Origin of the sequence: Salipiger sp. 1_MG-2023 (assembly GCF_030547555.1) — a bacterium.
Classification (GTDB): domain Bacteria; phylum Pseudomonadota; class Alphaproteobacteria; order Rhodobacterales; family Rhodobacteraceae; genus Salipiger.
On sequence record NZ_JAUOQN010000006.1, the window covers coordinates 80666 to 94740 of the forward strand.

A 14075-nucleotide genomic window follows, 5' to 3' on the forward strand; every position below is an offset into this window, starting at 1 on the left:
CGCAAACCGCGCCCAAATATTCAGTTCTTGTGGCGAATTTCGTGCCAGAGTAGCATGCCGTAACCGCCGATCACCATCAGCGCGAGCGCGTACCAAGTGATGGCGTAGCTCAGGTGCGAATTTCGGAACGACACCACGGTCTGCCCGCCGCGCGGCCAGCTGTTGGCTGTCAGCTCTTCGTCGATGAAATACGGTGCGGCCCGCTCAAAGCCCTTGGCCTGCGTGATCGAGCCGATGTCACGGCGATACCAGAGCTGTTCGTCCGGGTTGCTCTCGCGCGAGAACAGCCAGCCGTCGGCTTCCGAGATGCGCAGCAGGCCGGTGACGGTGGTCTCGCCATCGATGTGGTCGAAATCGGCGATATCGCCGTTGTGCTGGGGCACGATGCCCCGGTTGATCATCACGATGCTGCCGTCGGCGCGTTGCAGCGGGGTCAGCACCCAGTAGGCGGGGCCGAAATCGGACGGCGTATAGACCAGCACCTCGTCATCGTTGAGATAGCTGCCGGTCACGCTCACCCGGCGGTATTCGTCGGCGTCGCGCGCCACGGGCGCATCGAAGGCCGGGGCGGGCACCGGATCGGCGTGGATGCGCGCGTCGACCCGCTCGATCAGATCAAGCTTCCACGCGAGGCGGTGAACCTGCCATGTCCCGAGCGCGGCGAAACAGGCCAGCAGCACGGCGGCCAGAAGCGATACGATGATGAGGCGGAGGGTCATCTTGCTGAGGTCCTCGAAACAAAGCCGGGGCCGCGAACGGCCCCGGCGAATGGCGTGCGCAAAGAGGTCAGCCCTGCTGGGACTGAAGGCTCTTCATCTGTTCGATCTGCTGATCCATCTCGTGCATCGGCATCATGTTCTCGTTCATGTTGTGCATGACCCAGAGCGAGCCAGCCAGAACGATCACAAGGATCACCACCGAGAAGATGGTGGCGGACAGGGTCCAGCCTTCCTCGGCCGATTTGTTGACGTGCAGGAAGAAAACCAGATGCACGATGATCTGCACCGCGCCAAGGCCCATGATCCAAGCGATCAGGGTGGTGCGTGGCAGGTCGACTTCGGCCATGATCAGGTAGAACGGGATGATGGTCAGGATCGCGGCGAGCGCGAAGCCGATCATCAGCTGGCCCATGGTGCCGTGCGAATGTGCGGTATGATCAGCCATCAGACGAGCCTCACGAGATAGACAAACGAGAACACCCCGATCCAGATCAGATCAAGGAAGTGCCAGAACATCGACAGCGTGCCCAGACGCTGCATGTTGGCCGGGATCAGGCCGTGCATCTTGATCTGCGCCATCAGCGTGAACAGCCACACCAGACCAAAGGTCACGTGCAGACCGTGCGTGCCCACCAGCGCAAAGAACGCCGACAGGAAGGCCGATCGGTCAGGCCCCGCCCCGAGGTGGATGAGGTGGTTGAATTCATACACCTCCATCGCGATGAAGCCGATGCCGAACAGCGCGGTGACGCCAAGCCACATCAGCGCGCCGTCCACCTTCTGCTTGTCAGCCTGTAGCATGGCGAGACCGAAGGTGACCGACGAGAACAGCAGCAGCGCCGTTTCCATCGCCACGAACCCTGGCTCGAACAGGTCTATCGGCGCCGGTCCGCCGGCATAGCTGTAGCCCAGCACGGCATAGGTGGCGAACAGCGCGCCAAAGATGATGCAGTCGCTCATCAGGTAGATCCAGAACCCGATGGGAGTCGGGCTATGGTGCTGATGGTCGGTCTCATGGCCGCTGGTGGGCCTTGCGTGGTGCATCGGCTCGTCGGCCAGAGGCTCGACGATCGACTTGCCCGCCGAAGAGGTCACGGTGCTCATGTGAGGGCTCCTTTCGCTTCGGTCTGACGCACTTCATCCACGGGGATGTAGTAGTCGCGGTGGTAGTTGAAGGTATGCGCGATGCCGACGGCGATCATCGCCACAAAGGTCAGGATCGCCAGCCACCAGATGTACCAGACCATGGCAAAGCCGAAGACAAACGCGATACCGGCGATGACGACGCCCGTGGCGGTGTCCTTGGGCATGTGGATCGGCGCATAGTCGGTCGACCATTTGAAGCCGGCCTTCTTCATGTGCCAGAATGCTTCGCGCCCGGTGACATTCAACTCCTGCGGAAAGTTGTACTGCTGCGGCGGGGACTGGGTCGCCCATTCCAGCGTACGCGCATCCCAAGGATCGTTGCCGCAGGCAAGCTTCTTGCGGTTCATGATCGACACGGCAAAGCACATGAAGGTCGACAGTATGCCGAACAGGATGATCAGCGCACCGATGCCGGCGATGATGAAATACGGCTGCCAGCCCGCGTCGGGGTAGCTGTTCATCCGGCGGGTGACGCCCATCAGGCCAAGCGCGTAAAGCGGCATGAAGGCAACGTAGAAGCCGATGAACCAGCCCCAGAAGGCGCGCTTGCCCCATTTCTCGTCGAGCTGGAAACCAAAGGCCTTCGGCCACCAGTAGGTCACGCCCGCATAGATCGCGAACACCACCCCGCCGATGATGACGTTGTGGAAGTGGGCGATGAGGAACAGCGTGTTGTGCAGCTGGAAGTCGACGGGCGGGATGGCCAGCATCACGCCGGTCATGCCGCCGATGGTGAAGGTCACGAGGAAGCCGATCACCCAGAGCATCGGCACTTCAAGCCGCACGCGGCCCTTGTACATGGTGAACAGCCAGTTGAAGATCTTCACCCCCGTCGGCACCGAGATGATCATCGTGGTGATCCCGAAGAAGGTGTTGACGCTTGCGCCCGACCCCATGGTGAAGAAGTGGTGCAGCCACACGATAAAGGACAGCACCATGATGCAGGCGGTCGCCCAGACCATCGTGCGGTAGCCAAAGATCGGCTTGCCCGAGAAGGTCGACACGATTTCCGAGATGATGCCAAAGCAGGGAATGATCAGGATGTAGACTTCGGGGTGCCCCCAGATCCAGATCAGGTTCACATACATCATGGCGTTGCCGCCAAAGTCGTTGGTGAAGAAGTGGAAGCCAAGGTAGCGGTCCAGCGTCAGCAGCGCCAGCGTGGCCGTCAGCACCGGGAAGGCGGCAACGATCAGCACGTTGGTGATCAGCGCCGTCCAGGTAAAGATCGGCATGTCGAACATCTTCATCCCCGGCGCGCGCATCTTGAGGATGGTCGCGATGAGGTTGATGCCCGACAGCGTGGTGCCCACGCCCGCGATCTGTAGCGCCCAGAGATAATAGTCCATCCCCGGCCCGGTCGAATAATTCGCCCCCGACAGCGGCGGAAACGCCAGCCAGCCGACGCGCGCGAATTCACCGATGAACAGCGAGACGTTGATCAGCAGCGCGCCCGACACCGTCATCCAGAACGAGAAGTTGTTCAGGAACGGGAAGGCCACGTCGCGGGCACCGATCTGAAGCGGCATGACATAGTTCATCACACCGGTCACGAAAGGCATCGCCACGAAGAAGATCATGATGACGCCATGCGCGGTGAACACCTGATCGTAGTGGTGCGGCGGCAGCCAGCCTTCGTTGCCACCGGCGGCCATGGCCTGCTGGCCGCGCATCATCAGCGCGTCGGCAAAGCCGCGCACCATCATGATGAAGCCAAGCACCATGTACATGATGCCGATCTTCTTGTGGTCGATGCTGACCACCCAGTTGTTCCAGAGCGGCGCCCACAGCTTGAAGTAGGTCATCAACGCAAGGAAGATCAGCCCCCCCAGTGCAACGCCGGCGAAGGTGCCGATCAGGATCGGTTCGTGGATCGGGATCCAGTCAAGCGTCAGACGCCCGAAGATCGGCGAGAAGGTTTCTGCTGGTTGCTCAGATGCCATTCGTCTGTGCCTCCGTCTGGGCCCCGAGGGGGCTGCAAAGTGCGTTGGAATCAAGCGCCAGAACATAGTTCCGGGTTTCGGTTGTGTTCAGCGCCTCGTGGTCGCTGCCGTGCTCGGCATCGTGGCCATCATGGCCATCGTGACCGGCGCCGTGGGCACCGTGGCCTTCCAGCGGCGGCAGTTCGACAAGGTTGCCAAAGCCGTCGATGGTGCGGGCACGGTCGTGGCTGTAGGCCGCCGCATCTGGAATGCCCGCAAGGCCGCCGCCGCCCATCTTGTCCTGCATCATCATGTGGCCCATGCAGACCTTGCCGTCTTCGACGCACAGCTCGACGATCCGGCCGAACAGACCGTCCTCAACCCTGCCGTAATATTGCACTGGCGCGTTCATGGTCGGCTTTTCCAGCTCGAGATAGCTGGCGCGGGTCAGCGCATCGCCGCTGTCGCGGCGCTCGGCAACCCATGTGTCGAACTCGGCGTTGCTCATGGCCAGCGTGTCAAAGATCATGCCCGCAAAACCCGGCCCCGAGTAATGCGCAGACCGCCCCGCATAGGTGCCCTGCTGACCGGCGATCAGGTTCAGCTTGGTTTCCATGCCGGCCATCGAATAGACCATGCCGCCCAGCGCGGGGATCGACAGGGTGTTCATCACGGTCGAGGAGGTCAGCGAGAATTCCACCGGACGCCCGGCCGGGATCGCCAGTTCATTAACCGAAGCGACGCCGTAGTCGGGGTAGATGAACAGCCATTTCCAATCGAGCGACACCGCCTGCACGCGCAGCGGCTCTTGCTCGGAAACCTCGGTGGGCAGAGCGGCATAGGGGTCAAGCCGGTGGGTATAGACCCAAGTGTACCAGCCCAGCGCGATGATGATCAGGATCGGAACGCCCCAGACCACCGCTTCGAGCTTGTTGGAATGTTCGAAATCGGGATCGTAATCCGAGATGTCCTCGCGGTCGGCGCGATACTTGAGCGGGAACCATACCGCCATGATCAACACGGGAACGATCACGATCAGCATGAGGAGAGTGGAGATGATCAGCAGGTCGCGCTGCTGCTCACCAACCCAGCCGTGCGGAAAGAGCACGTCATACTGGCACCCGGACAGCGCCAAGGCGCCCAGTGCCGCCAGTAGCGGTTTTTTGATAGCAAACAATGTTTCGGCCTCTTGTTAGTCCGGGAACGCCGCCAGCAAGGGGGAGGAGCAGGCAGTCCGGAGCAAGGGTTGCAGGCGTCAATTAGCCCCGCCGCGCCAAGGTAGCGCTGCGACGGATCGCCACATCTGGCGCCAAAGGTGAAAAACTCACGCAGGCTTGAAAAAAGATGCCCTCAACGTGCACCTTCTGCGACAATTTGCGCTATTCGCACGCGTTTAAAGGCCCACCGCGATCACGCCGTTTTGCTCTGGTTTGGCGCTGGCGCTCGCTCAAGGCCCGTGGAAAGGGCGACTCGGCGCGCCCCGAACGGCCCCGCTCTTGATCCCGATCATGGACAACCCTATGCAATTGCCCGCCCGCCGCGCAGCTTGGGCTTGATTTGTGCGCCAACCGGGCGCAGCTTCAAAGGATGAACAGCCTCACGCCCTTTCCGGGTCGGGGGGCGGCCTCGCCAGAGGTCGTCGCCTTCCAGAGACCCGAGCTGAATATCATCCTGTCACTGTATGGCCGCATGGTCGCCGCCGGAGAATGGCGCGATTACGGGATTTCCTCGCTGAAGGATCGCGCGGTGTTCGCGGTGTTCCGGCGCACCGCCGAAAACCCGATGTACCGGATTGAGAAACACCCAAAGCTGCGCGGCAAGCAAGGCATGTACGCGGTGTTTGGCCCCGAGGGGCAGGTGCTCAAGCGCGGGCAGGATCTGCGGACCGTGCTGCGCGTTCTGGAACGCAAGCTGATCCGGGCGGTCGACAACGACTGACCGCCCGGCGCTGTCTTACTTGCCCGCCGAATTGCCCGCCATGACGCAGAGCAGTTCGAACATGATGGTCACGCCCAGAAAGGCGGTGCCGCCCGTCTGGTCGAAGGGCGGCGACACCTCGACCATATCCGCACCGACGATGTTCAGCCCGGCAAGTTCGCGCACGACCTGAATCGCCTGATAGCTGTTCGGCCCGCCGATCTCGGGGGTGCCGGTGCCGGGGGCAAAGGTCGGGTCGACGAAATCGATGTCATAGCTGACATAGGTCGGCGCGGTGCCGACGATCTCGCGCGCCTCGACCATGACATCGGCGACGCCGCGGGCGTGGAATTCCTCGATCGGGATGATGCGGATACCATTGGCGGCGGCGAAATCGCGATCTTCGGTGTCATACATGCTGCCGCGAATGCCAATCTGCACCACGCGCTTCGGGTCCAGCAGCCCTTCTTCGACGGCGCGGCGGAACGGCGTGCCGTGGGTGTAGAGCTGGCCACCGAAATAGCTGTGCCACAGGTCGGTGTGGCTGTCGAAATGCACCATGCCCAGCGCATCGTCGCGCGCCACCGATCGCAGCACCGGCAGCGAGGTCAGATGGTCGCCCCCCGCCGTCAGCGGCCGGATGCCGGCCCGCTTCATCTTGTTGTAGAAGGCGGTGATGCGTTCCATGCTGTCGAGAATATCGACCGGGTTCGGCCCGACATCGCCCAGATCGGCGCAGGCGACGGTTTCAAACGGGCGCATCCCGGTCACTGCATGCTGGGCGCGGATCATCGTCGAGGCGTCGCGCAGCTGTCGCGGGCCATGGCGCGGGCCGGGACGGTTGGTGGTGCCGCTGTCCCATGGCACGCCCACAAGGCCGATATCGACCTCGGCAAAACGGTCGTGATCGGGCTGCACCAGCGGCAGGCGCATAAAGGTCGGGATGCCGGCAAAGCGCGGCAGATCCATGCCGGAAACGGGGTGGAAGAAGGGATCAGTGGTCATGGTGTCCTCGTGAGTGATTATGTGCACGCAAATGCTTCACCTGGGGATTTGCAAGCCTTTCAGAGCTTGGGCTCATCCTGCATCAGGATCTCGCGCGATTGCGAGGCGAATTCCCGGCGCAGGATCACCGTCAGGGTGACCCCGGTGGCCAGCACCAGCGCCTCGGCCCCCAGCAGCCACGCGGCGCTGGCGATGCCGAAATAGACCGAGCGCAGGCCACGGTTGTAGCTGCGCGCGGCAAAGATGTTGATCTCGGCGGCCTTGGCAGCGCGCAGATAGGCCAAGTCCGACGCGTCGTTGGGCACCGAGCCCATCATCACCGAGCAATAGCCGAACAGCCGGTTCGACCAGACGAATTTCAAAAAGGCATTGGCGGCGAACAGCAAGGTCAGGAACAGCTTGACCTCCCAGACGATCACCGGCGCGTCGGCATCGGCGAAATCTCCCGCCACGCCCCGCAAGCGGTCGGCATCACCCAGAAGCGCAAACAGACCCGATATGGCAATCATCGCCGCCGAGGCAAAGAACGCCGTGCTTTGCCGCAGCGAGCCGACGATCTGGCTGTCGAAGATGCGCGGCTGGCGGGTGACGAAATGCACCATCCATGCCCGCCGGTAGCGCGTCATCAGCTTGGACACCGACGGTCGCGATTTCGGCGGGTGCTCGATGATGCGCGACGAGCCGAGCCATGCCAGCACCAGCAGCGCCACGGCGATCCCGTCCAGCACCGAGAAATATGACAGACGGATGACCCAGTCCATGCTCAGAACGGCTTGGCGACGACGACCCAGAGGATCGCGATCACGCCAAGGACGCTGACCTCGTTGAAGATCCGCAGGAACAGATCGGAGTCGGGAAAGACCCCCTTGCGCGCCTGCATCACCAGACGACCTGTCCAGCCGTAATGCAGCGCCAGCAGCAGCACGAGCCCGATCTTGAGATGCACCCAAGGTGCCCAAGACCAGAAATCGGCCAGCACCAGCCCGGTGATCACCGCGATCACCGCCAGCCCTGCCGAAAAGCGATACAGCCGCACCGTCAGATCGCCCAGCGGGCCAAAAGCCTGTAGCCGGGTGTATTCGCGCTTCCAGTAGATCAGCGCGCGCGGCACCGCGAAGATGGAGGTCATCCACCCCATCACGCATAGAAGATGTATGATCTTGACCCAATCCATAGGCCCTTGATGGCCGGGGTTATGCGCCTGCGCAAGGGGCGTCACGGCGCGAAGCGCGGAAAAGTTCTTTCCGAGCATGGCCAAATTGGTTACAAGACTTTACCAATACTGGCGCCACTCACGGCGAAGGAGGATCCACCCGATGCAGATGCCGGACCCGAGCAAGCGCGTATTGTCGCTGAAGGCCGAGATCGTCTCGCGATTGCGGCAGGTGCTTCCGCCCGATGCGGTGATCGACGATCCCGTCGAAACCCGCGCCTATGAATGCGACGCGCTGGTGGCCTATCGCTGCCCGCCGCTTTGTGCCGTGCTGCCATCGTCGACCGAAGAGGTGTCGGCGGTGCTGGCGCTCTGCCACGAGATGGGCGTGCCGGTGGTGCCGCGCGGCTCGGGCACCTCGCTGGCTGGTGGCGCGCTGCCGACGGCGGATTGCGTGATCCTTGGGGTGGCGCGGATGAACGAGGTGCTGGAAACCGATTACGACAACCGTTTTATCCGGGTGCAGACCGGGCGCACCAACCTGTCGGTCACCGGCGCGATGGAAGAGCATGATTTCTTTTACGCGCCCGACCCGTCCTCGCAGCTGGCCTGCGCCATCGCTGGCAATATCGCGATGAACTCCGGCGGGGCGCATTGCCTGAAATACGGCGTGACGACCAACAACCTGCTGGGCGTGACCATGGTGCTGATGGATGGCACGGTGATCGAGCTGGGCGGGGCGCATCTGGATGCGGGCGGGCTGGACCTGCTGGGGGTGGTCTGCGGTTCCGAAGGCCAGCTAGGCGTGGTGACCGAGGCGACCCTGCGCATCCTGCGCAAACCCGAGGGCGCGCGGCCGGTGCTGATGGGCTTTGACTCGAACGAGGTCGCCGGGGAATGCGTGTCGGACATCATCAAGGCGGGCGTGCTGCCGGTGGCGATCGAATTCATGGACCGCCCCTGCATCGTCGCCTGCGAGGCCTTTGCCAAGGCGGGCTACCCCGATTGCGAGGCGCTGCTGATCGTCGAGGTCGAAGGCTCGGATGCCGAGATCGACGAGCAGCTTGACCTGATCCTGGACATCGCGCGGCGGCACAACCCGGTCGAGCTGCGCGAGGCAAAGGACGCCGAAGAGGCCGGGCGCATCTGGCTGGGCCGCAAGAGCGCCTTTGGCGCGATGGGGCAGATCAACGATTACATGTGCCTTGACGGTACGATCCCCGTGTCCGAACTGCCGCGCGTGTTGCGCCGGATCGGCGAGCTGTCGGCGGAATACGGGCTGGAGGTCGCCAATGTGTTCCACGCCGGGGATGGCAACATGCACCCGCTGATCCTGTTCAACGCCAATCAGGACGGGCAGCTCGAGCTGTGCGAGCAGCTTGGGGCCGAGATCCTCAAGCTGTGCGTCGAGGTGGGCGGCTGCCTGACCGGCGAGCACGGCGTCGGCATCGAAAAGCGCGACCTGATGGGCGTGCAATATCGCCCCGACGACCTTGAGGCGCAGATGGCGGTGAAGGATGTGTTCGATCCGAAGTGGTTGCTGAACCCGGCGAAGGTTTTTCCGCTGGCGGCCAGCGCGGCGCGGCGGATCGCGGCGGAGTGACAGCGGCGCGGCGAGAGGGGGGCGCTGCCCCCCGCCTACGGCTCCCCCCGGGATATTTGAGGCCAGAAGAAACATGAAACCATCGAGCGAAGACGAACTGGCCGGGATGATTGCCTCGGCAGGTGGGCCTGTGCGGATCTGCGGCGGCGGCACGCGCGGGTTGAGCGGCGCAGGCGAGGTTCTGCAGACCGGCGGGATGTCGGGCATCGTCTTGCACGAGCCGGGGGCGCTGACCCTGGTGGCGAAGGCTGGCACGCCGCTGGCAGAGGTGGAGGCGGTGCTTGAGGGCGCGGATCAACGCCTGCCGTTCGAGCCGATGGATGCGCGCGGCCTGCTTGAGAGCGAGGGCGTTCCGACCGTTGGCGGCATGGCAGCGGCCAATGTTTCGGGGCCGCGGCGCATTCAGGCGGGGGCCTGCCGGGATTACATGCTGGGCGTGCGGTTTGTCGATGGCGCGGGGCGCGTGGTGTCCAATGGCGGGCGGGTGATGAAGAATGTCACCGGCTATGACCTAGTGAAGCTAATGGCGGGCAGTTTCGGCACGCTCGGGGTGTTGACCGAGGTGGCGTTCAAGGTGCTGCCCAAGCCCGCCGCGCAGGCGATGCTGGTGCTTGAGGGGCTTTCGGTGGCCGAGGCGGTGGCGGCGATGTCGCGGGCGCTTGGCTCGGCGTTCGATGTGACCGGGGCGGCGCATGATCCGCTGGCCGGGCGGACCTTGCTGCGCATCGAGGGCTTCGAGGGCAGCGTTGACTATCGCGCCGAGCGGCTGCAGGCATTGCTGGCGGGGCGGATCGAGCGTGACGTAGTGGTGGTTGAAGAGGCTTGGCGCGGCATTCGTGACGTTGCGCCGTTTCATGGCCGCGCCGGCGATGTCTGGCGGATTTCGTGCAAGCCGTCGGATGCGCCCGAGGTGGCCGCGCGGCTGGGCGGCGATCTGCTGCTGGATTGGGGTGGCGGGCTGGTCTGGGCGTTGCTGCCCACCGGAACCGATGCCCGTGCAGCGCTGGCCGGGATCGGCGGCCATGCCACGCTGGTGCGCGGCGCCTCGCAACCACGTTTTGCGCCGCAACCGGAGGCCGTTGCGGCGATTGCCAAGGGGCTGCAGGCGCGGTTCGACCCGAGGGGCATTCTCAACCCCGGTCTCATGGCATGAGCGCTCCGGCCCTCGCGGTCTTTGTGACCTGTTTCGTGGCCGGGCCGCTGCTGTTTGCGCTGCTGCTGCAATACGGCAACTCGTTGCGCGTGCTTTTGTCATTGGCGCTGGCCACGGTGGCCAGCGTGGTGGCCGCGCTGCTGATGCAGGCTGGCGGCTGGATGCTGAGCGCACTGGCCATGCTGTGGCTGGCCTGGGTTCTGGCGTTGGCGCTGCTGGCGGTGACCACGCGGCGCAGGCTGGGCACGGCGCGGCAGCGCTGGACCATGATCATTGGCCTGCTGGCCACCACCCTTCCCTGGTTCGGGCTCGCCACCGCCCGCAGCCTTGTTCCCTGACCAGAGGTTCGCGACATGCAGACCACCTTTACCGACGCGCAACTGGCCGACCCCGGCACCGCCCGCGCCAACGAGATCCTGCGCGCTTGTGTGCATTGCGGCTTTTGCACTGCCACCTGCCCGACCTATCAGGTGCTCGGAGACGAGCTGGATTCGCCGCGGGGCCGGATCTACCTGATCAAGGACATGCTCGAGAATGATCGCGAGCCAGATGCGCGCACCGTCAAGCACATCGACCGCTGCCTGAGCTGTCTTGCCTGCATGACCACCTGCCCGTCGGGGGTGCATTACATGCATCTTGTCGACCACGCCCGCGCCTATATCGAAAAGCGCTACAAGCGGCCGTTTTCCGACCGGGCGCTGCGCTGGCTTCTGGCGCGGATCATCCCCTACCCCGGGCGGTTCCGGCTGGCGCTGCTGGGCGCCAAGGTCGCGCGGCCCCTTGCCCGGTTTCTGCCTGATCCGCGGCTGCGCGCCATGCTTGAAATGGCCCCCAAGCGCATCCCCCCGGTGTCGCGCAATGACGACCCGCAAAGCTTTGCACCCCAAACCGCGCCGAAGATGCGCGTTGCGCTGATGACCGGCTGTGCGCAAAAGGCGCTGAACACCGACATCAACGATGCCACCATCCGCCTGCTGCGCCGTTTGGGCTGCGAGGTGGTGGTGGCCAAGGGCGCGGGCTGTTGCGGCGCGCTGACCCATCACATGGGGCGCGAGGCCGAAAGCCACGCCTCTGCCGCCGCCAACATCCGCGCATGGATGGCCGAGAAGGCTGGCAAGGGGCTGGATGCCATCGTCATCAACACCTCGGGCTGCGGCACCACGGTCAAGGATTACGGTCATATGTTCCGCACCGAAGCGCTGGCGGAAGAGGCGGCGCAGGTCTCGGCGCTGGCCTGTGACATTTCGGAACTGCTGGCAAAGCTGATGCCAGAGGCCCCGGCGGCGCCCCGCAATCAGGCCCGCGACGAGATCGCCGGGATCAACATTGCCCCCGAGCGGCCGACAACGGGCGCCATCCGCGTCGCCTATCACGCCGCCTGTTCGCTTCAGCACGGGCAGAAGATCAAGGATCACCCCAAGGCGCTGCTGCGCGCCGCCGGGTTCGAGGTGGTCGAGCCCGCCGACAGCCACCTGTGCTGCGGCAGCGCCGGAACCTACAACCTGCTGCAACCCGAGATTTCGGGACAGCTCAAGGCGCGCAAGCTGCGCACGCTGGAGGCCAAGGCCCCCGACATCATCGCCGCTGGAAACATCGGCTGCATGATGCAGATCGGGTCGGGCACAGCCGTGCCGGTGGTGCATACGGTCGAGCTGCTCGACTGGGCGACGGGGGGGCCCAAGCCGCGCGCGCTTGTGAACGACTGACGCAGCCTTGCAACGCACCGCCGCAATTTCGCCATATCAGCCCACTATTCAAGCGCGCGATCGGGGGATTCCATGCGGCGACTTCTGTGCTTATTGCTGGCGGCGTGCCTGCCTGTGGCGGCATCCGCCGATGGCGGGCTGTTCTCGATGGGCAGCCGCGAGGACGGGCGCGCATGGGAGGCCGTTGGCCGACTAGAGCTGGCCAGCAAGGCATTCTGTACCGGTGCGCTGATCGCGCCGGATCTGGTGCTGACCGCCGCGCATTGCCTGTATGACGTGACAACCGGCGCGCCGGTGCCGGTGGACCAGATCCAGTTTCTGGCAGGCTGGCGCAGTGGGCGGGCCGCCGCCTATCGGCGGGTGCGCCGCGCCGTCGCCCATCCCGACTATGTGTACGACGCCAGCGAAAAGACCGAACGGGTGCGCCACGACCTTGCGCTGATCGAATTGCAGCTGCCGATCCGCAACACCACGATCACCCCGTTCGGGCTGGCCCCGGCCCCGTCGAAGGGCGCGGATCTCAGCGTTGTGTCCTATGCGCATGACCGCTCCGAAGCGCCGTCGCTGCAAGGTCTCTGTCAGGTGCTGGCAAAGGAGGCGCAGATGCTCGTGCTGTCCTGCCCTGTGGATTTCGGCAGTTCCGGCTCGCCGGTGTTCGCCTTTGTCGACGGCGAGCCGCGCATCGTGTCGGTGATCTCGGCCAAGGCACGGGCGTTGGGGCGCGAGGTGTCGCTTGGCACCGAGCTGTCCGGCTCTCTGAACGTCTTGTACGAGGAGCTGAGTCTTGATTCGGTGCGATTGTCGCTGGATGCAGGGGCGCGCCGGGAAACGGGGGCAAAATTCATAACGCCCTGAGATCTGTCGCGCTGATGCTGGCGCTTTCTGCCTCTGGCGCGCAGGCGCAGCAGGGCGCGGTGTTCGATGTGCTCGACAGTCGCGGCGCGCTGCTGGGCTGGGAAGGCGTCGGGCGGCTGGATCTTGGCGGCGGTTTTTGCAGCGGGGCGCTGATCTCGCCCGATACGGTGCTGACCGCGGCGCATTGCGTCTATGATACCGATACCGGCACACCGCGTGACAGCGCCCGCATGGTGTTTCGCGCGGGCTATCATCGCGGCCAGCAGATCGCCGCGCGGCGGGTTCTGCGCTGGGTGGTGCCAGACCGCTACGCTGCGCTTATGGCGGCCAAGGGCCGCGCGACCAGCGCCGAGGCCGTCGCGTCTGACGTGGCGCTGCTGCGACTAGACAGCCCGCTGTCGAGCGCCGAGGCCGACGCCTTTCGCATTCACGTTGCCGCAGATCCCGGAACACCGCTGTCGGTCGCCTCTTATGGCCGGGGCCGCGAAGAGGTGCTGTCGCGCCAGCGTGACTGCGCGCTGACGCGAGAGTATCAGGACGGCATTCTGGGATTTGACTGCGACGTGATCTTCGGCTCGTCCGGCGCGCCGGTGTTCGTGCGCGAAGACGGGCGGCTGCGCATCCTGTCGGTGGTCTCGTCGATCACCGGCAGCGGCGAGGCCTACGGGCCCAGCCTGCCCGCGCTGGTATCGGGCCTGTCGGCGCGACTGAGCCGGGATGGCAGCCGCCCTCCGGTCAGCGCCGGCGCCCGGCGGATCACTCTGGGCAGTGATCGGTCCGGCATGACAGCGCGTTTCGTGACGCCGTGACGCTAGCAGGGTCTTGAAACCCCGATTTCCCGTTCCCAGATTCGCCTGACCGGGGTGCCGATGATCGGGCCCCGGCTCACTCAGTCG

At 64.5% G+C, this 14075-nt stretch carries 15 protein-coding genes; 7 read left to right on the forward strand and 8 right to left on the reverse strand.

Features of this window, described 5'->3' with window-relative positions; all coding sequences use genetic code 11:
- Window positions 1–20: 20 nt before the first annotated feature.
- The 5 genes from Q4543_RS04980 to cyoA form a co-directional block, all read right to left on the reverse strand.
- Window positions 21–719 carry an SURF1 family protein gene (locus Q4543_RS04980; protein ID WP_303436672.1) on the reverse strand — a complete coding sequence of 233 codons (699 nt, stop codon included), beginning with the start codon at window positions 717–719 and terminating at the stop codon, window positions 21–23.
- Window positions 720–786: 67 nt separating this feature from the next.
- Complete coding sequence (gene cyoD / locus Q4543_RS04985; RefSeq protein ID WP_216006268.1) at window positions 787–1164, reverse strand: cytochrome o ubiquinol oxidase subunit IV; 378 nt, start codon at window positions 1162–1164, stop codon at window positions 787–789.
- Window positions 1164–1763 carry a cytochrome o ubiquinol oxidase subunit III gene (gene cyoC / locus Q4543_RS04990; protein ID WP_368502152.1) on the reverse strand — a complete coding sequence of 200 codons (600 nt, stop codon included), beginning with the start codon at window positions 1761–1763 and terminating at the stop codon, window positions 1164–1166. Before cyoC ends, cyoD begins: the two co-directional genes overlap by 1 nt.
- A 56-nt stretch (window positions 1764–1819) precedes the next feature.
- The gene (cyoB, locus tag Q4543_RS04995) at window positions 1820–3808 is read right to left on the reverse strand and encodes a cytochrome o ubiquinol oxidase subunit I (RefSeq protein WP_216006270.1); all 1989 of its coding nucleotides are present in this window, start codon (window positions 3806–3808) and stop codon (window positions 1820–1822) included.
- Entirely contained in the window at window positions 3798–4964 is a 1167-nt protein-coding gene (gene cyoA / locus Q4543_RS05000) for a ubiquinol oxidase subunit II (RefSeq protein WP_303436673.1), read from the reverse strand. The genes cyoB and cyoA overlap by 11 nt, the downstream gene beginning before the upstream one ends.
- Window positions 4965–5374: 410 nt before the next feature.
- Between cyoA and Q4543_RS05005 the strand changes: the two genes are divergently transcribed.
- Entirely contained in the window at window positions 5375–5725 is a 351-nt protein-coding gene (locus tag Q4543_RS05005) for a DUF2794 domain-containing protein (protein ID WP_216006272.1), read from the forward strand.
- Between the two features lie 15 nt (window positions 5726–5740).
- On the opposite strand, the gene speB is transcribed toward Q4543_RS05005, so the two are convergent.
- Genes speB through Q4543_RS05020 form a run of 3 tightly spaced genes read right to left on the reverse strand, consistent with a single transcriptional unit; the run spans window position 5741 to window position 7883 of the window.
- Window positions 5741–6709 carry an agmatinase gene (speB, locus tag Q4543_RS05010; protein WP_216006273.1) on the reverse strand — a complete coding sequence of 323 codons (969 nt, stop codon included), beginning with the start codon at window positions 6707–6709 and terminating at the stop codon, window positions 5741–5743.
- Window positions 6710–6768: 59 nt separating this feature from the next.
- Window positions 6769–7470, reverse strand: a complete 702-nt coding sequence (locus tag Q4543_RS05015) for a DUF599 domain-containing protein (RefSeq protein ID WP_303436674.1) — start codon at window positions 7468–7470, stop codon at window positions 6769–6771.
- A 2-nt stretch (window positions 7471–7472) separates the two neighbouring features.
- Complete coding sequence (locus Q4543_RS05020) at window positions 7473–7883, reverse strand: CopD family protein (protein ID WP_216006275.1); 411 nt, start codon at window positions 7881–7883, stop codon at window positions 7473–7475.
- A 142-nt stretch (window positions 7884–8025) separates the two neighbouring features.
- Here Q4543_RS05020 and Q4543_RS05025 point away from each other — a divergent pair, with 142 nt between their 5' ends.
- The 6 genes from Q4543_RS05025 to Q4543_RS05050 all read left to right on the forward strand — a co-directional run bounded on the left by Q4543_RS05025 (window position 8026) and on the right by Q4543_RS05050 (window position 13988).
- Entirely contained in the window at window positions 8026–9465 is a 1440-nt protein-coding gene (locus tag Q4543_RS05025; protein WP_303436675.1) for an FAD-linked oxidase C-terminal domain-containing protein, read from the forward strand.
- 73 nt (window positions 9466–9538) lie between these two features.
- The gene (locus Q4543_RS05030; RefSeq protein WP_303436676.1) at window positions 9539–10618 is read left to right on the forward strand and encodes an FAD-binding protein; all 1080 of its coding nucleotides are present in this window, start codon (window positions 9539–9541) and stop codon (window positions 10616–10618) included.
- Window positions 10615–10956: a hypothetical protein gene (locus Q4543_RS05035; RefSeq protein WP_303436677.1), complete on the forward strand. Its 342-nt coding sequence runs from the start codon at window positions 10615–10617 to the stop codon at window positions 10954–10956. Before Q4543_RS05030 ends, Q4543_RS05035 begins: the two co-directional genes overlap by 4 nt.
- Before the next feature lie 15 nt (window positions 10957–10971).
- The gene (glcF, locus tag Q4543_RS05040) at window positions 10972–12324 is read left to right on the forward strand and encodes a glycolate oxidase subunit GlcF (protein ID WP_303436679.1); all 1353 of its coding nucleotides are present in this window, start codon (window positions 10972–10974) and stop codon (window positions 12322–12324) included.
- Window positions 12325–12396: 72 nt separating this feature from the next.
- Window positions 12397–13179, forward strand: coding sequence for a serine protease (locus Q4543_RS05045; protein WP_303436680.1), 783 nt, complete (start codon window positions 12397–12399; stop codon window positions 13177–13179).
- 14 nt (window positions 13180–13193) lie between these two features.
- Window positions 13194–13988: a serine protease gene (locus Q4543_RS05050; protein WP_303436681.1), complete on the forward strand. Its 795-nt coding sequence runs from the start codon at window positions 13194–13196 to the stop codon at window positions 13986–13988.
- The last annotated feature ends 87 nt before the right edge of the window (window positions 13989–14075 follow it).